Raw genomic sequence first — 21,172 nt, 5'->3', positions numbered from 1 at the left:
ACTGTGCAGTGTGGTGCACTGAAATTAAGCGTGACGCACTATTTTTGTGCATCACGCGCTCCTGTTTTTCCCGTTCATTGTCCATACTTTATCCACTCCTCTTCTTTTCTGTCTTTAAAGCGTCGCGTTTCGTCACTTTTATGCGGGTGTTGTCGTTATGGCACACGATTTGCTTTAAGTGATGCGTGGACATATTGAGAGTGACGGGCACAAGCCTGAACTTACACAGTTAGGGGGATGAGGATGAAACTGGTTACTGTAGTCATTAAACCGTTCAAGCTGGAAGACGTTCGTGAAGCACTGTCTTCTGTAGGCATCCAGGGGCTCACCGTCACTGAGGTGAAAGGGTTTGGGCGTCAGAAAGGGCATGCCGAGTTATATCGCGGCGCGGAATACAGCGTGAACTTTTTGCCAAAAGTGAAGATCGACATCGCGATCGCTGACGACCAACTGGATGAAGTTATCGATGTCATCAGCAAAGCTGCTTACACCGGTAAGATCGGCGACGGCAAAATCTTTGTTGCAGAACTGCAACGCGTCATCCGTATCCGTACCGGCGAAACTGACGAAGCCGCATTATAACTATTACCTGATTTAGCCTTATTAAATAGGGATGAATGAAAAAATGAAGAAACTTTCCTTGTCGTTAGGTTTAGGTGCGGCAGCCATGCTTCCGACATGGGTTATGGCGGATACGCCTGCACCTGTAGTAGACAAAGCCGACAATGCGTTCATGATGATTTGTACCGCGTTGGTACTGTTCATGACCATTCCTGGTCTGGCGCTGTTCTACGGTGGTTTGATCCGTAGCAAAAACGTACTGTCCATGCTGACCCAGATAACAGTGGCTTTTGCACTGGTGTGCATTCTGTGGGTGATTTATGGTTACAGTGTGGCATTTAGCACCGGCAGCCCGTTTTTCGGCGGCCTGACTAATTTCATGCTCAATGGCATTGATATCAATTCAGTCAGCGGTACGTTTTACCAGTTTATCCATGTGGCTTATCAGGCGTCCTTTGCCTGCATTACTGTGGGGCTGGTGCTTGGCGCGCTGGGTGAACGTATTCGTTTCTCTGCGGTACTTATCTTCTCTACACTGTGGTTCACCTTGTCTTATCTGCCGATGACCCACATGGTCTGGGGTGGTGGCTATCTGGCTGCCGATGGTGCACTGGATTTCGCTGGCGGTACGGTGGTGCATATTAACGCTGCGGTTGCTGGTCTGGTGGGTGCATTGCTGTTGGGTAAACGCGTTGGTTTCGGTAAAGAAGCGTTCAAACCACACAATCTGCCGATGGTTTTCCTGGGTACTGCGATTCTGTATATCGGCTGGTTCGGCTTTAACGCCGGTTCTGCCGCAGCGGCTAACAATATTGCAGGCCTGGCGTTCCTGACTACGGTAGTGGCGACTGCCGCAGCGATTCTGGCCTGGGTTGTAGGTGAATGGATTACTCGTGGTAAACCATCGCTATTGGGCGCGTGCTCCGGTTGTATCGCTGGTCTGGTTGCCATTACGCCAGCCGCTGGTACGGTAGGTGTCGGTGGTTCCATGGTGATTGGTTTTGCCGGTGGTTTTGCTGGCCTGTGGGGCGTGACCGTGCTGAAAAAATGGCTGCGTGTTGACGACCCTTGTGACGTGTTCGGTGTGCATGGCGTTTGCGGTATCGTAGGGTGCTTGCTGACGGGGGTGTTTACCGCGTCATCACTGGGTGGTGTCGGTTATGCGCAGGGCGTGACAATGGCGCATCAGGTATGGGTTCAGCTGTTTAGCGTGATTGTTGCTATCGTATGGTCTGGCGTTGCCGCGTTCATCTCCTTCAAGGTTGCGGATATTGCTGTTGGTCTGCGTGTACCGGAAGAACAAGAGCGCGAAGGTTTGGACGTCAACAGCCACGGCGAAAACGCATACAACCAGTAATCTGTCATGTTCAGTATCGATAACGGGTAAATATCGGTTACCGTTATGAAGTAAACAAAAACCACCTTGAAAAAGGTGGTTTTTTTATCGTTCAACATTTCTATGTTTCAACATCGCCTGGATTACTGTCCATGCCGACGGATGACACCTTCCTGTACGCTGGAGGCGACCAACACGCCTTCGCGGGTGTAGAACTGGCCGCGTACAAATCCGCGAGCACCGGATGCTGAAGGGCTTTCGACAGAGTAAAGCAGCCAGTCGTCAAGCCGGAACGGTCGATGGAACCACATCGCGTGGTCAATCGTTGCGACTTGCATACCCCGTTCCAGGAACCCGACACCATGTGGTTGTAGTGCCGTGAGTAGGAAGTGGCAGTCAGAGGTATAACCCAGCAGATATTGGTGGGTCCGTTCGTCATCCGGCATGGTGCCGTTGGCTCGACACCACACTTGCCTGACCGGGGGGGCTGCTTCGCCTTTTAATGGGTTGTGGAATTTTACCGGACGAATTTCGATAGGCCGATCGCTAGTGAACACCTGCCGCATAGCAGGGGGAATTAACGACTCGATGCTGCGGGCAATGTCCTGCTCTGATGGGAGCTCATCTGGCGGTGTGACGAGTGGCATGTCGCTTTGATGTTCAAAACCGCTTTCCCGAGTCTGAAAAGACGCCGTCATGTAAAAAATCGAACGGCCATTCTGAATCGCGCTGACGCGTCTGGCGCTAAAGCTATTGCCATCTCGTAGGGTTTCTACGTCGTAAATGATCGGTTTCTGGCTGTCGCCGGGGAGCAAAAAGTAGCTGTGAAACGAATGGACGAAACGCTCTGGCGGCACAGTCTGTTTGGCAGCGGACAACGCCTGGCCGACTACCTGACCGCCAAATACCTGGCGTAATCCCAGATCCTGGCTTTGGCCACGAAATAGGCCTTCTTCGAGCTTTTCCAGATTTAGCAGGTCGAGAAGTTGTTGTAATGCCTGACTCATAGTTCTGCCTTTGGAGTAATGTGATTACGCACGTCAATTCATCGTCTAAAGAACCAGGTTCCATCAAAACACGTAGGCAGAATTTGGGATAGCGGTAGGCTTTGCCATAACTATCGGAATTATCCACCATAATTGTCATGCAGGTTGGTTCATACTTCTTAACGGATGCAGTCAACAGACCGCCATCCTGAATAGAATAATTAAGGAGGCTTAGCCTATGAGATTATGGCATATCTTTAGCGGTATTACGGTATCGATCGCGCTCAGTGGGTGTGTTAACAACCATGGTGTTGCTCCTGAAAATCATAGTATTGCTCCTGAAACAACTGCACCGGCAATGCGGCAGGCCCAGATGCTTTCTCAACCTGTCAGCGGCATGCCTGCTGTTACCGGCACAGTGAACATTCGCCAAAAAATCGCGTTGCCACCTGATTCGGTACTGACGGTGACAGTTTCTGATGCAACGGTCCCGGATGCGCCTTCGAAAGTGATTTCCCAGCGCGTAATCCGTACAGAAGGTCAGCAGGCACCGTTCCGATTTGTATTACCCTATAACCCATCAGAAATTCGGCCGGATGCGCGTATCCTGCTTAGCGCTGCTGTCGCGATAAATAACCGGGTCACACTGATTACTGAGCATGTCATGCCTGTGGTCACGAATGGTGTGAATAATGCCGATCTGAACCTGATACCGGTTCCGGCGGTGCCTGTTCCTGCGAAACCCGCCGGGTTTCTGACACCGAACACAGAAACGACAACGCCTGATGACACTTCAGGCTCGTCACCGCAGTTGTATTAATCTCAATTACCGTTATTTTTCGCTGGCGGTGCGTGGTCTGCTAAATGCCTTGCAGGTACCGCCAGCGAAATCTATCCAGGTCTATTTTCCCTTCTGAATTCAGCATAACGCCTTCAGCCTGAAGAGCAGATTTTTGGCGCTGAAAATCCGCTCCAGTCAGTGAGATCTCACCTTTTCGATTAATCACTCGATACCAGGGTAATTGGCTGCCTGCGGGCAGGCCACGTAATATGCCGCCAACCTGGCGGGCTGCGCGGGCTGAACCGGCAAGATGCGCGACATCACCATAAGTAGCAACACACCCGTAAGGAATGGCGGCGATTACGTGGATGACACGCTGGCGGAAATTATCCGATTCAATAGTCATGGACAGGCTCAGACGGTGTTAGAACAGGCAAGGGGACACATAATATTGAGTATAAAAGCTGGTGATGAGTAAGAAAACAGCGGTTAAGCGCTGTTTCCTTGCAATTGCTTAGTCCATCACCGATAATGCCCTCCGCTTCGCAACTGCGGAGCAGTCAATGGAGGCCCCGTTGGTTCTCCCGCAACACTAACCTGTGGACCCGGTCAGGTCCGGAAGGAAGCAGCCGCAGCAGGCGACGTGTGTGCCGGGATGTAGCTGGCGGGGCCTCCACCATTTTATACTTTCCCCGATATCATCACCGTTCTCTTTTCTACGCCGGTTTAACTATTAGTAAAAAAATTGATAGTAAAAAAATTGAATGTTTAACCTGCATGGTAAAACAATAAAAACTGATAAGGCGATAGTTAAATTAATTTCGAGGGTGGAGGCGAATAATGAATAATAAAGAAAGTTTTAAGTAAAAAAGCACACTTTTTGTTACAAAAGCTGTGGTTTTCTGGCGCTAAAAAACAAAGGCCGATAACATATCGGCACAGTGTATTTATGTATTAAGCTGCTGTTTTTAGTGCTTATCGAACGTATTTCCATACGGCGGTTGGCACTTTGTCGTAAAGTTTATTCATCGTTAGCTCAGCCAGACGATGGTCGGCAGCTGAATAGAACATTTCAAGTTCGTCGTTAGAAAGCTCGTACTTGTTTTTTTCTATAACACGCTCAAGCGTGTCGATGGTTGTACATTTACGCAAACGCATTAAATAGTCGATTTTTTTCATAGTGACCTTGTTAATTTTCCTGGATTTAAATTAAGTATGAAACAAATTATTGCTTAAGTTTTTACTACCGTACAGACGCTCTTTTCTGAGAACATTCTGAATAATTGCGACTTGGATTTTTTCCATTTCTGCAACTCTGAATCATTTATACCGTAGTTGCTGAAAAGGATATAAGTATCGTCCAGGTATTTTTCAACCCGCTCACACAGCGCCGCCTCATGCGGATATTTTATTTTGTAGGTAACAACAAATGCCGCAATGTGTTCGATAAGTTCGTTTAGTTGAAGATTGACCGCAGAGGTCGGATCATTCACCCAGCCACGACTGCTGTCACCTAATGTTGCGATACTTTCGTCGTGCAGATTTTCACACAAGAATCTGAGTTGGGCAATATCATAATGTTGAGGTGTGTACTCATCCATTTCTATCCCTCCGTAAGCTACGATTCAATGTCACTTAGGGCTACCACTTGGCCAGACAGGTGGTGTGATGAAGTGCAGAAGATAGAATGCCCCTCAGTATGCCTCAATGTCCCTTAATCTTAAGACGAACAGGGGTAACACGGTGAATGCCGGAGAATGATGCAACGTCACTGTCAACAATCATTCTGAATTCATTATAGCAAAAAAGCTAACAGTTATGATGTGGTCGAACCATCTTTATGACGATGGCTGTCATCGGTGTAGGCTGCTTCCGGTGTGCCGTGATATATTTATCGGCCACTGAAGCAAGTATATTTAATTTTTTTCGGCGTTAGCAAGAATCACTGTGTTAATTATTCTTTCTGGCTTGTCTTTATTTGTAAAGATTTTGAAGGTGTGAAAACACTCTTATTTTATCCTTTTGTTTTTAAAAGAAATTGGAAAAGTGGTCTGATGTGATGGTCGGTGCGACGATGCGCACCTTCCGATAAGTTTTTAGCTAATAATAATTAGCGTTTTTTCTTTTTCCTACCTTGTACTGCGTTGAAGCGTGGGTTTGTTTTACAGATGACATAGACGCGTCAGCGCCGTTTGACCACGATACAGTCTTTGTGGCGAGTTTTGGCACTGCGAAGAGAACTTAATACCTGCATGGATAATTCCCCCTATTACGATTTGAGAAAGCGGCCGAAACGCTGTTGAAAGCGCGCAGCACTTCCTTCTTTGGCGTATTCTTTCTGTTTACCGGTGTAATACGGGTGAGACGCGGAGGAGACGTCGATAGTAACGTATGGGTAGGTTTCCCCATCGTATTCGTAAGTCCGGTCAGTTTTGATGGTGGAGCCGATTTTATAGAACACATTCTCACTGGTGTCGTGGAACAGCACAGTACGGTAGTTAGGGTGGATACCCGCTTTCATAATGACCTCAAGTGATACGTTATAACATACCACTATTTTGCGCCTTTCAGGAACAATGATCAACGCTATGGTTTGTAGGGATTGGTGAGGTGGGGGAATGTAGGGTGATGTTCGCTGTGTTTGTCACGCATTAAAAAAGGCCGCATAGCGGCCTTTTGAGAAGAGATATCACGGTTTAGTGACTGGTTTGTGAGTGCTCATGGTGAGGCTCGTTGTCGTCTTTCTTCTTACCGAAGCGTCGGCGAACAACCACAAAGAACACGGGTACGAAATAGATAGCCAATACGGTGGCGGTGATCATCCCACCCATTACGCCGGTACCGACCGCGTTCTGTGCGCCGGAACCCGCACCGGTACTGATGACCAGCGGGACCACACCCAAAATGAACGCCAGCGATGTCATCAGAATGGGGCGAAGACGCATACGCACCGCTTCCAGCGTGGCTTCTACCAGGCCTTTTCCTTCTTTCTCCATCAGGTCTTTGGCAAACTCGACGATCAGGATGGCGTTCTTGGCGGACAAACCGATGGTGGTCAACAGACCCACCTTGAAGTAGACGTCGTTTTCCATTCCACGCAAGCCCGCCGCCATGACAGCACCGAACACGCCCAACGGAACAACCAACATAACCGAGAAGGGAATTGACCAGCTTTCATACAACGCTGCCAGGCACAGGAAGACCACGATGGCGGAGATGACGAGCAGTGCCGGTGCCTGGTTACCCGCCAGTCGTTCCTGATAGGACATACCCGTCCAGTCGAAACCAATACCCGGCGGTAATTGCGAAGCCAGCTCTTCCATCAGTGCCATCGCTTCCCCTGTACTCTTACCAGGAGCCGCTTCACCCACTAGTTCTACAGACGGCAGACCGTTATAACGCTCCAGACGTGGTGAACCGTATTCCCAGTGTGCCGAAGCAAACGCTGAGAACGGTACCATCTGATTGGACGTACCACGGACATACCATTTCTGGATATCGCTGGGCAGCATACGGTATTTGGCGTCAGCCTGAACGTACACCTTTTTCACCCTGCCACGGTCAATAAAGTCGTTGACGTATGTCCCCCCGAGTGCGGTGGACAGTGTGGCGTTGATGGTGGCAATCGATACGCCGAGTGATTGTGCTTTTTCCTGATCAATTTCCAGACGGTATTGCGGTGTGTCTTCCATCCCGTTAGGACGAACTCGCACCAGCGTATCTGGATGTTGGGCGATCATACCCAGCAACTGGTTACGGGCGGCCATGAGCTTATCGTGACCAAGGTTATTCTGATCAATCAGCTCAAAGTCAAAACCACTGGCGGTACCCAACTCGACAATAGCCGGTATGTTGAACGGGATAACAATCGCTTCTTTGATTTGCGAGAAGGCACCAAAAGCACGACCGATAATGGCATCGACTTTGTTGGCTGCCCCTTTACGTTCATCCCAGTCTTTGAGGCTGGCGAAGGATATCCCCATGTTCTGACCACGACCAGCGAAGCCGAAGCCATTAACGGTAAAGACCGATTTCACATTGTCTTTTTCGTTATGCAGGTAGTAGTCACTCACCTGGTCGAGCACCTTCTGAGTACTTTCCTGAGTGGCGCCTACCGGCAACTGCACCATTGTCAGCAATACGCCTTGGTCTTCTTGCGGCAGGAAGGAGCTGGGGATTTGAGTAAAGGCAAAGCCCAGGCTCGCGACCACGAGCAGGTACACCACCACATAACGGCCCGTGCTGCGCAGAATATTGGCGACACTGCTGGTGTAATGATGGGTACTCTTATCGAAAAGACGGTTAAACCAACCGAAGAAACCTTTTTTCTCACCGTGGTTGGGCACGGGCTTCAGGATAGTCGCACACAACGCCGGTGTCAGCATCAATGCTACCAGTACCGACAGCACCATGGCGGACACGATGGTGATGGAGAACTGACGGTAGATAGCACCGGTCGAGCCGCCCGAGAATGCCATTGGGATAAATACAGCGGATAGCACTAGCGCAATACCTACCAGTGCGCCCTGAATTTGCCCCATGGATTTGCGGGTCGCTTCCTTGGGCGATAACCCTTCTTCCGACATCACACGCTCTACGTTCTCGACCACGACGATGGCGTCATCCACCAACAGACCGATGGCGAGCACCATGGCGAACATGGTTAGCGTGTTAATCGAGTAGCCGAAAGCTGACAGGATGGCGAACGTTCCCAGCAATACCACCGGCACGGCAATAGTCGGAATCAGTGTGGCGCGGAAATTCTGCAAGAACAGATACATCACCACGAACACCAACACGATGGCTTCAACCAGCGTTTTCACCACTTCGTAAATAGAGATTTTTACGAACGGTGTGGTGTCATACGGGTAAACCACTTTCAGACCGGCAGGGAACGTCGGCTGCAATTTGGCAATTTCTGCTTTTACCGCTGTGGCGGTATCCAGCGCGTTAGCGCCAGTGGCGAGCTTAATCCCCAAACCTGAAGCTGGGCGGCCATTGTAACGAGCGATAGTAGTGTAGTTTTCTCCGCCAAGTTCGATGCGGGCAACGTCCTTCAGGCGAACCTGTGAACCATCCTTATTGACTGTAAGCAGAATGTTGCCGAACTGCTCCGGTGAATTAAGCCGGGTTTGCGCAATAATTGAAGCATTCAGCTTTTGACCGGGCACCGGTGGGGTACCGCCTAACTGGCCTGCGGCTATCTGGTTATTTTGTACCTGAATCGCCGTAACGACATCACTGGTGGTTAGCTGGTAATTGTTCAGCTTGTCTGGATCAAGCCAGATACGCATGGCGTACTGTGCACCGAACAGCTGTGTATCGCCCACGCCGCGCACTCGGCTAATCGGATCTTTGATGCTGGAACCGACAAAGTCAGCGATATCCTGCTGGGTGACGCTATTGTCATCGCTGACAAAACCTAACACCATCAGAAAACTGCTGCTGGATTTCTGCACGCTCACACCTTGTTGCTGTACTTCCTGTGGCAGCAGAGGCGTGGCCAGTTGCAGTTTGTTTTGTACCTGAACCTGCGCGATATCCGGGTCGGCATCGGCATCAAATGTCAGTGTGATCTGAACGGTACCAGAGGAATCACTGTTGGAAGACATATACAGTAATTTGTCGATGCCGTTCATGTTCTGCTCGATTACCTGCGTAACCGTATCCTGCAGGGTCTTCGCATCAGCCCCCGGATAGGTCGCTGTAATCTGAACCGCCGGTGGTGCGATGGTCGGGTACTGCGCGATAGGCAACTTCAGGATTGCCAGTGTCCCGGTCAACATCACCATAATGGCGATGACCCAGGCAAAAATCGGGCGATCTATGAAAAACTTGGCCATGGATTACCGGCTCCTGTTAAGACTTAGCGGGTTGAGACTGCGGTTGCTGCTGCGCATTACCAGCGGTCACTTCCTGCGCTTTCACCTGCATACCCGGTCTGATTTTTTGCAGGCCAGTCACGATGATGCGATCACCCGGTTTGACGCCCGAGGTGATGAGCCATTTATCGCCGAACGCCTGACCAGTAGTTACAGGGTGGACTTCCACTTTATCGCCTTCGCCTACTACCATCACCGTCGCTTCGCCACGTGGTGTACGGCTAACACCCTGCTGCGGTACCAGAATGGCATTCGGATTCACGCCTGCATCCATTTGTGCGCGAACGAACATGCCTGGTAACAGGTTGTGATCCGGGTTGGGGAACACTGCACGCAGCGTGATGGAGCCTGTCGTCTCGTCGACAGTGACGTCAGAGAATTCCAGCGTACCGGCCTGGCTGTAACGCATGCCGTTATCCAGGGTCAGATGAACGTCAGCTTTGCCATTGGTCTGTTGTAACGTACCGCTTTCCAGCTCTTTTTTCAGATGCAGGAAATCGTTAGTGGATTGGGTTACGTCCACATAAATCGGATCCAATTGCTGAATGGTTGTCAGCGCCGTCGTCTGGGCATTGGAAACCAGTGCGCCTTCCGTGACGGTGGATTTTCCTACGCGGCCACTAATCGGGGCGGTTACGCGCGTATAGTTCAGGTTGATCTGGGCGCTGTCGAGCGTCGCTTTGGCGGCGGCGACGGCGGCTTCATTCTGGCGCGCCGTTGCGACAGCCTGATCGTAATCCTGTTTACTGACGTAATTGGTGCCGAGCAGCGGTTTGTAGCGCTTAACCGTTAACTCTGCAATTTCAGCATTCGCCTGAGCCTGAGACAGAGCAGCCTTAGCATTGTTGTACTGGGCCTGGTAGGTCGCCGGATCAATCTGGTACAGCGATGTACCCGCTTTGACATCGCTGCCTTCAACGAAGTTACGCTTGAGAATAATACCATTTACCTGAGGGCGTACTTCGGCAATACGATAGGCGCTGGTGCGTCCCGGCAGTTCCGTGGTGATATTCAGAGTTTGTGATTTTATCGTAACGATGCCGACTTCCGGTGCGCCCCCCTGATGGGCACCCCCTTTAGAGGCCTGATTGTCACATCCTGTGAGTACGAGGCCGCCAGAAAGCATCAGCATTGTTGCCAGAGGCGTAAGCCTTCTGTTTTTATTCATAGGTAAACCCCAAGTATCCGATTTTTAATTGACCAATGGATCACATGCTATTAAACCCATTGCTGCGATAAATTCAGGTCCGTGCTATGTTACATACATCCGTGAATGTATGTAAATCTCACTTCTCTTTAAAGTCAGCGCTATGGCACGAAAAACCAAACAACAGGCACATGAAACCAAACTCCAGATTATGGACGCGGCGATGCGTCTGTTTTCCGAGCATGGTGTTTCCTCAACATCATTGTCTGATATTGCGACCGCTGCTGGTGTGACACGTGGTGCTATTTACTGGCACTTCAAAAACAAAGCTGAACTGTTTGATGAGATATGGACGCGGTCCGAGTCCAAGATTTCTGACTTTGAAGCTGAGTATCAGGCAAAATTTCCTGACGATCCACTGCATGTGCTCAGAGAGTTGCTAATTTATATCTTGAGACTGACTGATTCCGATAGCGAGTGGCGATCGATGATGGAGATTATCTTTCATAAGTGTGAGTTCGCCAACGAGTTACTGCCGACATCCAATGCCCGTAAAGATCTCTACTTCGATTGCTATAACAAAATAGAGGTCTCGCTAATAAAGTGCATTTTGCAAGGCATGCTGCCAGCGGATCTCAATTCCCGGCGTACAGCGGTGATCATAAGGGCTTATCTGTCGGGCATTATGGAGAACTGGTTGTTCCTGCCGGAAAGTTTCGATTTGAAAAATGAAGCGCCTTATCTGGTTGATGGGCTGATTGATATGCTGCGTAGCAGTCCCGCCTTGCGCCAGATAGGCAAGAGTGCCGTATAAGTGACGTGGTAAACGTAAGCAATCGGTATAAATGGAGACAGAACAGAACCTCATAAACACCACCTGACATACCTTGTCTTCCGGCAGACGTGATAAACTGCGTTATCTCTGTAAAACTGATGATGCATCATGAAGCGCTGTGTCGCCATTTCTGGTTTATTTCCTATTTCGCTCCGCTCTTTTTCCGATATCTGCGCCTTTATTCGTGCTATGAGTGCACGATGTGGTCGCCGCTGTTTGCCGGGTATCTGGGTCGGCTTATTTGGCATTCTCCTGCTGCAACCCGCATTAGCTGCGGGTAACGATTTGCCCAGTCGGGCTGAGATCCAAAACCGTCTTGATATGCTGAATAAGCAAAAAAGCCTGACCTCGGTAGACAAACTGAGCCAACAGGATCTGACCCAGACACTGGACGTGCTGGACTCTATCGATCGTGTCCGGCAGGAAACCAACCAACTGAAACAGCAGGCGGCACAAGCACCGGCCAAACTTAAGCAGGTGAATGAGGATCTGGTGTCGTTGGGCAGCGCGGCACCGGTGCCCCAGCAATCGTTGGAGTCGCTGGCGTTAAAGCAACTGGAAGCGCGCTTGAATGAAACGCTGGACGATTTGCAGTCAGCGCAGGAAAACCTCTCTACTTACAACAGTCAACTGATCTCGCTGCAAACCCAACCTGAGCGGGTTCAAAGCGCATTGTATGCCGCTTCGCAACGCAGTCAGCAGTTACGCACCCAACTCAGTGGACTGGACCCGTCACAGGAACCACTACGGCCGAGTCAACAGGTTTTGCTACAGGCAGAGCAGGTGCTGGTCAGTCTGCAAATGGAGCAGCAGCGTAAAAGTTTGGAAGTAAATACCACGTTGCAAGACCTGCTGCAAAAGCAGCGGGATTATACCGCCGCACAGATAGGCCAACTGGAGCATATGGTGCAGACGTTGCAGGGCGTGATTAATAATAAGCGCCTGACGCTGTCGGAAAAAACCGCCAAAGAGGCGCAGAATTCCGATGAGCTGCAACGTATTCAGGAAAACCCGCTGGTGAAAGCGGAAATGGAAACGAACCGTCAACTCAGTCAGCGTCTCATTAAAGCAACGGAAGCAGGCAATACGCTGGTTCAGGAGAGTATTCAGGTTAAAAACTGGCTGGATAGGGCTACGCAATCGGAACGTAACCTGAAAGAGCAGATTACGGTGCTAAAAGGCAGTCTGTTGCTGTCACGTATTCTTTACCAGCAACAGCAAAACCTGCCGTCGGCCGATGCAATGAGCGATATCAGCGCTCAGATAGCTGACCTGCGTCTGGAACAGTTTGATATTAACCAGCAACGCGATGTGTTGTTTCGGGGAGATGAATATATCCAGCAACTGGTCGCGCACAGTAACACGGCGGTAGACGGCGAAGTGACGGATGCGCTGGAGCAGATTCTGGACATGCGCCGCGAGCTGCTCGATCAACTCAATAAACAACTTGGTAATCAATTAATGCTGGCGATTAACCTGCAAATCAGCCGCCAGCAGTTGATGAGTGTGAATAGTTCGCTGCAACGAACCCTGACCCAGCAAATTTTCTGGGTGAGCAGTAATAAGCCGATGGACTGGAGCTGGCTGAAGGATTTGCCGTCGGCACTGAAACAACAGGTCAAAAATCTGCATTTCACCCTTAAGAATGGGCAACTACGTCAGGGATTCATGGATTCGCTGCTGCTGATTATCCCGGCAATAGTGATAGTGGGTTTGCTGTGGTGGCGGCGTAAAAGTATCGATGCCTATATGGTGAAACTGGCAGACGACGTGGGGCAACTCAAGCGCGACAGCCAGTTGCATACACCGAAAGCCATTTTGCTGTTGATCTTGCGGACTTTGCCGGGTGTGCTGGTGATACTGTCGCTGGGGCTATGGCTCAAACGAAGCGATAACCAGATCAGCGGTTTTGCCTGGTTGCTGAGTGAACATCTGGCATTGTTTTGGGTGGTCTTTGCCACGGCTTGCCTCAGCCTTAAACCGGGGAATCTGAGCGAACGTCATTTTAATATCCCGGCGTCTCGCTGTGCGCATTACCGGCGTCAGACGGTGCGGCTCGGTGGCGCGCTACTACCGTTGATGTTCTGGTCGGTGGTGGGTGAGAAAGCGCCACTGTATCTGGTGGATGATGTTATCGGGCAGAGCGTGATCGTCTGCAACCTGTTGTTGCTGACTATTCTGGTGTTCCCGGTATGCCGCGACTGCTGGCGCGAGAAAGAACGTCATACCGTGCAATTAATTGTCGTCACCATGATGGCCGCTATGCCGCTGTTCCTGATCGGATTAATGCTGAATGGGTTTTTCTATACCACATTGCGACTGGCCAGCCGCTGGATTGAGAGCCTGTACCTGTTGATCGTCTGGAATATTGTGTATTTTACGACGATTCGTGGGTTAAGTGTGGCAGCACGTCGTCTGGCTTATCGCCGCGCGCTGGCGCGACGCCAGAACCTGGTCAAGGAAGGCGCGGAAGGTAGTGAACCGGTACCAGAAGCGCCGCTGGCGTTGGAACAAATCAGCCAGCAGTCTTTGCGCCTGACGACCATGGTGCTGTTTCTGGCGTTCTCCGGTGCGTTTTACTGGATTTGGGCTGATCTGGTTACCGTTTTCTCTTATCTGGATAGCATTACGCTATGGCATTACAGCATGGCGAATGCCAGCGGTACGGTCTTGCAACCGGTCACCTTGGGTAACTTGCTGGTGGCACTGGTGATTGGTGGTGTGGCTTATGTGATGACGCGTAACCTGCCTGGTTTACTCGAAGTGCTGGTGCTCTCACGCATGCAGTTGCGGCAGGGTACGTCTTATGCCATCACGACGATATTGACCTATTTTATTACGGCGGTCGGTGCTATCACATCACTCAGCTCCCTCGGGGTCTCCTGGGACAAATTGCAATGGTTGGTGGCGGCGTTATCGGTGGGGTTAGGGTTTGGCTTGCAGGAAATTTTCGCCAACTTTGTCTCGGGTCTGATTATTCTGTTCGAACGACCGGTGCGTATTGGTGACACCATTACTATTGGCTCGTTCTCCGGCTCGGTCAGTAAGATTCGCATCCGAGCCACCACGATCACCGATTTTGACCGCAAGGAGGTGATCATTCCTAACAAAGCGTTTGTTACCGAGCGGCTGATCAACTGGTCATTGTCCGACACCATTACGCGTGTGTTGATCCGTATTGGCGTTGCCTATGGGTCTGATCTGGATAAGGTTAAAGAAATACTGCTACAGGCCGCGCGTGAGAATCCACGCGTGATGGCGGATCCGGAACCGCAGGTGTTCTTCCTGTCGTTTGGCGCGAGTGCGTTGGATCATGAGCTGCGTTTATATGTACGTGAACTGCGTGATCGCAGCTATACCGTTGATGAATTGAACCGCACTATCGACAGGCTGTGTCGCGAAAATAATATCAACATTGCTTTCAACCAGCTTGAAGTGTATCTGCACAATACTCAGGGCAAAGAAGTACAGGAAATATCCCGCGTGCTGACGCCACCACAGAATGAGAGTGAAACCCGATAGCCGCCGATTGTGGCAACGGGCAAAGGGGAGCGATATCGGATGCCGGGGCAGGTAACCAGGCCTGCTCCGGTCTCAGGCCGGTGTTTGCTGGGGGGCGTCGGCTTTTAACTGATAATCCCGGCGGACGATTTCCAGCGCGGCCAGCACTACCTCTGGCTCAATGTGATTGTCTTCCAGCAGCATGATGAGATCGACCGCCAGTTTAACGTCTGGCGTTTCGTTTTCCAGCGACATGATTTTTCTACCTCACTCCGATCCTGTTTTGTTTTTTCTAAAACATAGCAGAAAATAGTGAACTACGGTCAATATCCCTGTTCCTGACGTTCAATCTGCCGTTCCAGTTTTGAGAGCGCCTGACGGCAACGAGTCAGTCGGCCTTCCAGGGCCGCCAGTTCGCGTTGCAGGCGCTGCTGTTCATTGAGCGTACTTTGGGTTGCCAGCAGGCTCTCCCTGTCCTGAATCATCGCCAGTAGTCGACGCTCATAACCCTGATATTCAGCCAGCTTTTGATAACGGTCCTGTGGTGCTGGCGTTGTGGGTTCGTGTTCCCGTAATGGCTGCGTCGCCAGCTCTCGCTGGAGCGCCGTCATTTGCGTCAGCAATTTCTCGGCCATGAACGCGACCCTGTCCTGACGCTGTTCTTGCACATACTGTTGCAGATGCTGGTAATTAAGACGGATTTCGTCGAGATAATCACCGAGCCTGGTACCGTAACAGCTGAAAAGCTGACGGTCAAAACGTGACCGGGGAGCTTGTCGTGCGGCAATCGGTTCGACATTTTGTGCCAGCGTATCAATCTGGCGTGTCAGCACGGCCAGCAATGCCTGTGTGTCCATGTCGTCTCCTCCGTCGCTTTACCGCTGTATCCGTACGTTGCGGCAGGGGAATAACGGGCCGGTTCAGTGTGTGCTGAAAGCCGGTTTGCCGCTGTGGAATTTGAAGTCGTCGTCCGGGCTGGTAATCAACTGTGCTTCTGTCTGCGCGAAAAACGCGATACGCGCGCTAATATCCTGTCCGGCAATCTGTTGTGCCAAAACAAGATAATCCTGATAGTGCCGTGCCTCGGAGCGCAGTAGTGAAATATAGAACTTACGCAGACTCTCTTCCAGATGGGGAGCCAGTCTGGCGAAGCGTTCGCAGGAGCGAGCTTCGATAAAGGCACCGATAATTAACTTATCCACCAGCGCATCCGGCTCATGTGTTTTCATGTGCTGCGTCATGCCACGCGCGTAACGACTGGCGGGGATATTCTGGTAAGAAATACCGTGTTGCTCCATGACTTCCAGCACCTGATAAAAATGGTGTAATTCTTCGCGGATCAACAACACCATTTTATCGATCATGTCCTGGCTGTAGTGGCAGTTGGCGCGTGCGGTAATCTGCCGTGAAATCAGCGCATTGGCTTTCAGCGTCTGCATGTCGCCCATTCCCCGGAAGGCAAACTTCTCATACGGGGCAATCCACTCCTGCAACTGATGCCTGATATCCTGCTCGACAGCATAACGCCGGAGCAGAAACAGCGCGCTCTGGGCGGCCTTCAACTCACACAGCACGTGGTCGCGTAACAGTGTGGGCAGGTTTTCCGGTTTGCGGGCTTCGTCAATCCACTCATCGGGGGTAGTGGCGTGAAGAAAGGTGTGAATCGGGTCGAGGATGGAATGTTCAAACATGTACGACGATGGGTTGAGTTAACGTGGCGGTATGATACAACGTTTCCTGTGGATTGCGATCGTGTCAACCGGGCTGGGTTGCCGGGGGCCGAGAAAGGCGGTGAGGACAAGGAGACGATATGTATCGGATAGTGTTGATAACCGTAGGGTGGCTGGCGGTGGTGCTGGCAGCGCTGGGTGTGGTGTTGCCGTTGCTGCCGACTACGCCGTTTTTACTGCTGGCGGCCTGGTGCTTCGCCCGCTCTTCACCACGGTTTCACGACTGGTTGTTGTATCGTTCCTGGTTTGGCAGTTACCTGCGTCACTGGCAGCAGCACCGTGCCCTGCCACCGGGCGTGAAAGTCAAAGCGGTCATCGTGGTTATCGCGACCTTCGCCTTGTCATTATGGTTGGTGGAAGTCGGTTGGGTCAGAGGGTTGCTGCTGGTTATTCTGGCGGTGCTGTTGACGTTTATGCTGCGTTTGCCGGTTATTGATCCGAAGCAATAGCCTGCGATAAAAATGTGCAGATCCGAGCGGGCCGGTTGCATTTGCCCGTCAGTTTGACTAGATTTGAGCGTTTTCGTGCGCGAGCCGCCACCGTATTTTTTATCGTCAGCACCTGTAGGCAGCATGGCGAAGCACTGTGGCGGTGTTCAGTGAATATCAGGTTTTATCAGGCACAACATTATGACCGCAACTCAGCAGCCAGAATTAATTAAAAACAGTATCAAGAGTATTCCGGATTATCCCAAGCCGGGCATACTGTTTCGTGATGTGACCAGCTTGCTGGAAAATCCGCAGGCGTATTCGGCGAGCATCGACATGCTGGTTAAACGTTATCAGAACACCGGCATTACCAAGGTTGTTGGTACCGAAGCGCGTGGTTTCCTTTTCGGTGCCCCGGTAGCGCTGGCGTTGGGCGTCGGGTTTGTTCCGGTGCGTAAGCCGGGTAAACTGCCGCGAGCGACGCTGAGCGAAAGCTACGAGCTGGAATACGGCAGCGATACGCTGGAAATTCACACCGACTCTATTACCGCTGGCGATAACGTGCTGGTGGTAGACGACCTGCTGGCGACGGGTGGCACGATTGAAGCGACGGTCAAACTGATTCGCCGTCTTGGTGGCCAGGTTTGTGACGCGGCATTTATTATCAATCTCTTCGACCTGGGTGGACAGCAGCGCCTTGAAAACATGGGCATCACTTGCTACAGCCTGGTCGATTTCCCTGGCCATTGATGACAGCAGTCTCGCCGATGGCGGCGAGACTGTGTTAGCATCACCTCCTCAATAACTCAACTTCTGCGGTATTGATGAGCTATCAGGTTCTTGCCCGTAAGTGGCGTCCCCAAACCTTTGCCGACGTGGTAGGCCAGGAACATGTCCTGACCGCGTTGGCTAATGGTCTTTCGTTAGGCCGCATCCATCATGCTTACCTGTTTTCCGGTACCCGGGGCGTAGGCAAGACGACGATCGCCCGTTTGCTGGCGAAGGGGCTGAATTGCGAAACCGGGGTGACGGCGACACCTTGCGGTCAGTGCGATACGTGCCGGGAAATAGAGCAAGGCCGATTTGTCGATCTGATTGAAATCGATGCAGCATCCCGCACTAAAGTTGAAGACACGCGAGACTTACTGGATAACGTGCAATACGCGCCAGCTCGCGGTCGTTTCAAAGTTTACCTGATTGACGAAGTGCACATGCTCTCCCGCCACAGTTTCAACGCGTTGTTGAAAACACTGGAAGAGCCGCCTTCGCATGTGAAATTCCTGCTGGCGACCACGGACCCGCAAAAACTGCCGGTGACGATTTTGTCGCGCTGTTTGCAGTTTCATCTCAAAGCATTGGATGCCGAGCAAATTCGCCAACATCTGCAACAGGTTCTGGAGCAGGAACAACTGGCGGCGGAGCCACGTGCATTACAATTGCTGGCCCGTGCGGCCGATGGCAGTCTGCGTGATGCATTGAGCCTGACCGATCAGGCTATCGCCATGGGGCAAGGGCAGGTGACAGCCGCTGCTGTCAGCGAAATGCTGGGTACTCTGGATGATGGGCAACCGCTGGGGCTGATTGAAGCGCTGGTAAAAGGCGATGGGGCCGGGGTTATGGCGCTGATGGAGCAAGCAGCAGCACGCGGCATTGACTGGGAAGCCTTGCTGGTAGAAACCCTGACGCTGCTGCATCGGATTGCCATGCTGCAGTTGCTGCCATCCGCGCTGGGCGATGAATACCACCAGGTTGCCCCTCGCTTGCGCGAACTGGCGCGGGTTGTCCCGCCTTCGGATGTGCAACTCTATTATCAGACGTTGTTGGTCGGCCGCAAAGAGCTGCCGTTTGCACCCGATCGTCGTATGGGCGTGGAAATGGCGCTGTTGCGGGCATTGGCGTTTCACCCCAGTCAGGTGATTGCTGAACCGGTTCCTGTCAGTACTTCATCGCTCGTGCCTGCGGCTCCGTTAGCGACTGAACCGGCCCGTATGCCAGCATCAGCACCGGTGGTTGGCGTTGCACCCGTTGCCCCTGGCGCAGAACCGATGGTGAATGATGCGCCGCAGGGGGCGAGCGTCGCGTCGTTGCCGCCAACCTTGCCATCGACGGCAGAGAACAATTTGCCTGATGCGACAGCACAACTGTTACAGGCGCGTAGTCAGTTACTGAACCGGCAGGGAAATACCCCCGCAAAAAAGGCTGAACCGGCGGCGTCAGGAAAAACGCGGCCGGTAAACTCGGCACTGGAGCGTCTGGCGTCAGTGACCGAGCGTGGTCAGCAGCAAATGGCAGCCAAAGCGGTGGCACAGGACGAGCAGAAAAAGCAGGAAGCGTATCGCTGGAAGGCGCAGAAGAAAGCCGCAGTGACGGAAATCGAGCCGGTGACGACGCCTAAAGCGCTGCGTTCGGCATTGGAATACGAAAAAACGCCGGAGCTGGCCGCAAAGCTGGCAGTAGAAGCGATGGCACGTGATGCCTGGGCGGCGGAAATCGATCGTCTGACGCTGCCGAAACTGGTACAACAGCTGGCGCTTAATGCATTTAAAGAGATGCCGGAAGACGGGGTGATTCATCTGCACCTGCGTTCTTCACAGCGTCATCTGAATTCGGCGGCGGCGCAGAAAGCGCTGTCGGAGGCACTGGCGGCGCATTATGGACGCGATATCAGCCTGACGGTTACCGAAGACGATACGCCGACGGTGCTGACACCATTGGAGTGGCGACAGGCCATTTATGAAGAGAAGCTGGCGCAGGCGCGTCAGTCCATCCTGTCTGATACTAATATTCAAACGCTACGGCGTTTCTTTGATGCGGAACTGGACGAAGAAAGTATCCGCCCCGTTTAACCCCGCTGCCCATCGGCAGCCCGAAAGTGGTAGAGAGAGCGATATGTTTGGTAAAGGCGGTTTAGGCAATCTGATGAAGCAAGCTCAGCAGATGCAGGAAAAAATGCAGAAAGCGCAGGAAGAGATTGCCAATCTGGAAGTGACCGGGGAATCGGGCGCAGGGCTGGTAAAAGTGACGATTAATGGCGCTCACAATTGCCGTCGTGTTGAAATCGATCCGAGCTTGATGGAAGACGACAAAGAAATGCTGGAAGACCTGATTGCGGCGGCATTCAATGATGCGGCGCGCCGTATCGCTGAAGTTCAGCAGGAAAAAATGGCCTCGGTTTCCAGCGGTATTCCGTTGCCGCCCGGCTTCAAGATGCCGTTCTGATGCAAACCAGCCCGCTTCTTGAAGCATTGATGGAGGCGCTGCGCTGCTTACCCGGCGTGGGGCCAAAATCAGCACAACGCATGGCGTTCCACCTGTTGCAGCGTGATCGCAGCGGGGGGATGCGTCTGGCGCAGGCACTGACCCGCGCCATGTCGGAGATAGGCCATTGTGCCGATTGTCGGACCTTTACCGAGCAGGACGTTTGCAGCATTTGTGCGAACCCGCGCCGTCAGCAGAACGGTCAGATTTGTGTGGTGGAAAGTCCGGCGGATATCCACGCCATTGAACAGACCGGGCAGTTCGCGGGTCGTTATTTTGTGCTGATGGGGCACCTGTCGCCGCTTGATGGTATAGGCCCTGGCGATATCGGGCTGGATCGGCTGGAAGAGCGTCTGGCGACGGAAACCATCAGTGAAGTGATTCTGGCGACCAACCCGACGGTGGAAGGCGATGCAACGGCGAATTATATCGCCGAGCTGTGCGCCGAGCACGGGGTCATGGCCAGCCGTATCGCTCATGGCGTTCCCGTCGGCGGTGAGCTGGAAATGGTGGACGGCACCACGCTGTCTCACTCGCTGGCCGGGCGTCATCCTATCCGGTTCTGATTTTTACCACCGTCAATCTCTATGGCCGTCACCCGACGGCCTGTCTGCCTCAGCCGTCTTCTGTATCGCCAATTGCATATCCCCCCTTGAAACCCTGACGGTTAATCCCCATCTGTTGCTCATCCTCCGTTGAATCAGCCTGAATAAATACGTATTGAGGG

The 21,172-nt window shown here is 52.0% G+C and carries 20 protein-coding genes, 1 other RNA gene, 1 pseudogene and 1 other annotated feature; of the genes and pseudogenes, 11 read left to right on the top strand and 11 right to left on the bottom strand.

Going from position 1 to position 21,172, the window contains the following annotated elements; genetic code table 11:
• Positions 1–243 precede the first annotated feature (243 nt).
• Both glnK and amtB read left to right on the top strand, forming a co-directional pair.
• Positions 244–582, top strand: coding sequence for a P-II family nitrogen regulator (gene glnK / locus LF929_RS15075; protein WP_002208627.1), 339 nt, complete (start codon positions 244–246; stop codon positions 580–582).
• Positions 583–625: 43 nt separating this feature from the next.
• On the top strand, positions 626–1,918 hold the full coding sequence (amtB, locus tag LF929_RS15070; RefSeq protein WP_038903684.1) for an ammonium transporter AmtB: 1,293 nt from the start codon (positions 626–628) through the stop codon (positions 1,916–1,918).
• A gap of 122 nt (positions 1,919–2,040) precedes the next feature.
• Here amtB and tesB read toward each other — a convergent pair whose 3' ends face one another.
• Complete coding sequence (tesB, locus tag LF929_RS15065) at positions 2,041–2,904, bottom strand: acyl-CoA thioesterase II (protein ID WP_210193644.1); 864 nt, start codon at positions 2,902–2,904, stop codon at positions 2,041–2,043.
• A gap of 217 nt (positions 2,905–3,121) precedes the next feature.
• Here tesB and LF929_RS15060 point away from each other — a divergent pair, with 217 nt between their 5' ends.
• Complete coding sequence (locus LF929_RS15060; RefSeq protein ID WP_226092615.1) at positions 3,122–3,703, top strand: YbaY family lipoprotein; 582 nt, start codon at positions 3,122–3,124, stop codon at positions 3,701–3,703.
• A 40-nt stretch (positions 3,704–3,743) separates the two neighbouring features.
• Here LF929_RS15060 and LF929_RS15055 read toward each other — a convergent pair whose 3' ends face one another.
• Positions 3,744–4,070 carry an MGMT family protein gene (locus LF929_RS15055; RefSeq protein ID WP_019844636.1) on the bottom strand — a complete coding sequence of 109 codons (327 nt, stop codon included), beginning with the start codon at positions 4,068–4,070 and terminating at the stop codon, positions 3,744–3,746.
• 167 nt (positions 4,071–4,237) lie between these two features.
• Between LF929_RS15055 and ffs the strand changes: the two genes are divergently transcribed.
• Positions 4,238–4,334, top strand: an RNA gene (ffs, locus tag LF929_RS15050) — signal recognition particle sRNA small type.
• A 305-nt stretch (positions 4,335–4,639) separates the two neighbouring features.
• On the opposite strand, the gene LF929_RS15045 is transcribed toward ffs, so the two are convergent.
• The 6 genes and pseudogenes from LF929_RS15045 to LF929_RS15020 all read right to left on the bottom strand — a co-directional run bounded on the left by LF929_RS15045 (position 4,640) and on the right by LF929_RS15020 (position 10,714).
• Entirely contained in the window at positions 4,640–4,843 is a 204-nt protein-coding gene (locus LF929_RS15045) for an HHA domain-containing protein (protein ID WP_009114000.1), read from the bottom strand.
• A gap of 53 nt (positions 4,844–4,896) precedes the next feature.
• Positions 4,897–5,265 (bottom strand): Hha toxicity modulator TomB, encoded by a 369-nt coding sequence (gene tomB, locus LF929_RS15040; protein WP_012883774.1) that lies wholly within the window; start codon positions 5,263–5,265, stop codon positions 4,897–4,899.
• A gap of 509 nt (positions 5,266–5,774) precedes the next feature.
• Positions 5,775–5,918 (bottom strand): annotated as a pseudogene (gene ykgO / locus LF929_RS15035) (type B 50S ribosomal protein L36).
• Positions 5,919–5,933: 15 nt separating this feature from the next.
• Positions 5,934–6,185: a type B 50S ribosomal protein L31 gene (locus LF929_RS15030; RefSeq protein ID WP_029456417.1), complete on the bottom strand. Its 252-nt coding sequence runs from the start codon at positions 6,183–6,185 to the stop codon at positions 5,934–5,936.
• Between the two features lie 175 nt (positions 6,186–6,360).
• A complete protein-coding gene (locus tag LF929_RS15025) occupies positions 6,361–9,507 on the bottom strand; it encodes an efflux RND transporter permease subunit (protein ID WP_210174744.1) in 3,147 nt (1,048 codons plus the stop codon).
• A 16-nt stretch (positions 9,508–9,523) separates the two neighbouring features.
• On the bottom strand, positions 9,524–10,714 hold the full coding sequence (locus LF929_RS15020) for an efflux RND transporter periplasmic adaptor subunit (RefSeq protein WP_038907299.1): 1,191 nt from the start codon (positions 10,712–10,714) through the stop codon (positions 9,524–9,526).
• 142 nt (positions 10,715–10,856) lie between these two features.
• Between LF929_RS15020 and acrR the strand changes: the two genes are divergently transcribed.
• Both acrR and mscK read left to right on the top strand, forming a co-directional pair.
• Positions 10,857–11,507, top strand: a complete 651-nt coding sequence (gene acrR, locus LF929_RS15015) for a multidrug efflux transporter transcriptional repressor AcrR (RefSeq protein WP_210174743.1) — start codon at positions 10,857–10,859, stop codon at positions 11,505–11,507.
• Positions 11,508–11,636: 129 nt separating this feature from the next.
• Positions 11,637–15,050, top strand: a complete 3,414-nt coding sequence (mscK, locus tag LF929_RS15010; RefSeq protein WP_038907301.1) for a mechanosensitive channel MscK — start codon at positions 11,637–11,639, stop codon at positions 15,048–15,050.
• A gap of 72 nt (positions 15,051–15,122) precedes the next feature.
• Here the strand turns inward: mscK and rsmS are convergent, their stop codons facing one another.
• The 3 genes from rsmS to miaE all read right to left on the bottom strand — a co-directional run bounded on the left by rsmS (position 15,123) and on the right by miaE (position 16,720).
• The gene (gene rsmS / locus LF929_RS15005) at positions 15,123–15,284 is read right to left on the bottom strand and encodes a pleiotropic regulatory protein RsmS (RefSeq protein WP_071603253.1); all 162 of its coding nucleotides are present in this window, start codon (positions 15,282–15,284) and stop codon (positions 15,123–15,125) included.
• Between the two features lie 68 nt (positions 15,285–15,352).
• On the bottom strand, positions 15,353–15,886 hold the full coding sequence (gene priC / locus LF929_RS15000) for a primosomal replication protein PriC (RefSeq protein ID WP_038907302.1): 534 nt from the start codon (positions 15,884–15,886) through the stop codon (positions 15,353–15,355).
• A gap of 63 nt (positions 15,887–15,949) precedes the next feature.
• The gene (gene miaE, locus LF929_RS14995) at positions 15,950–16,720 is read right to left on the bottom strand and encodes a tRNA isopentenyl-2-thiomethyl-A-37 hydroxylase MiaE (RefSeq protein ID WP_210174742.1); all 771 of its coding nucleotides are present in this window, start codon (positions 16,718–16,720) and stop codon (positions 15,950–15,952) included.
• 119 nt (positions 16,721–16,839) lie between these two features.
• On the opposite strand from miaE, the gene LF929_RS14990 reads away from it, so the two are divergent.
• The 5 genes from LF929_RS14990 to recR all read left to right on the top strand — a co-directional run bounded on the left by LF929_RS14990 (position 16,840) and on the right by recR (position 21,011).
• A complete protein-coding gene (locus tag LF929_RS14990; RefSeq protein ID WP_038903694.1) occupies positions 16,840–17,208 on the top strand; it encodes a DUF454 family protein in 369 nt (122 codons plus the stop codon).
• 180 nt (positions 17,209–17,388) lie between these two features.
• Positions 17,389–17,937 (top strand): adenine phosphoribosyltransferase, encoded by a 549-nt coding sequence (gene apt, locus LF929_RS14985; protein ID WP_210174741.1) that lies wholly within the window; start codon positions 17,389–17,391, stop codon positions 17,935–17,937.
• A 74-nt stretch (positions 17,938–18,011) separates the two neighbouring features.
• Positions 18,012–20,033: a DNA polymerase III subunit gamma/tau gene (gene dnaX / locus LF929_RS14980; RefSeq protein WP_210174740.1), complete on the top strand. Its 2,022-nt coding sequence runs from the start codon at positions 18,012–18,014 to the stop codon at positions 20,031–20,033.
• Positions 19,360–19,424, top strand: a sequence feature (DnaX frameshifting element). Its footprint overlaps the gene before it by 65 nt.
• A gap of 43 nt (positions 20,034–20,076) precedes the next feature.
• Positions 20,077–20,406, top strand: coding sequence for a YbaB/EbfC family nucleoid-associated protein (locus LF929_RS14975; RefSeq protein WP_016942050.1), 330 nt, complete (start codon positions 20,077–20,079; stop codon positions 20,404–20,406).
• Positions 20,406–21,011 (top strand): recombination mediator RecR, encoded by a 606-nt coding sequence (gene recR / locus LF929_RS14970; RefSeq protein WP_016942049.1) that lies wholly within the window; start codon positions 20,406–20,408, stop codon positions 21,009–21,011. The genes LF929_RS14975 and recR overlap by 1 nt, the downstream gene beginning before the upstream one ends.
• Positions 21,012–21,172: the final 161 nt, after the last annotated feature.

Source organism: Dickeya oryzae (genome assembly GCF_020406815.2).
Lineage (GTDB): Bacteria > Pseudomonadota > Gammaproteobacteria > Enterobacterales > Enterobacteriaceae > Dickeya > Dickeya oryzae.
Note: the sequence above shows the minus strand (reverse complement) of the source record. Positions and strands in the feature narration are given on the sequence as shown.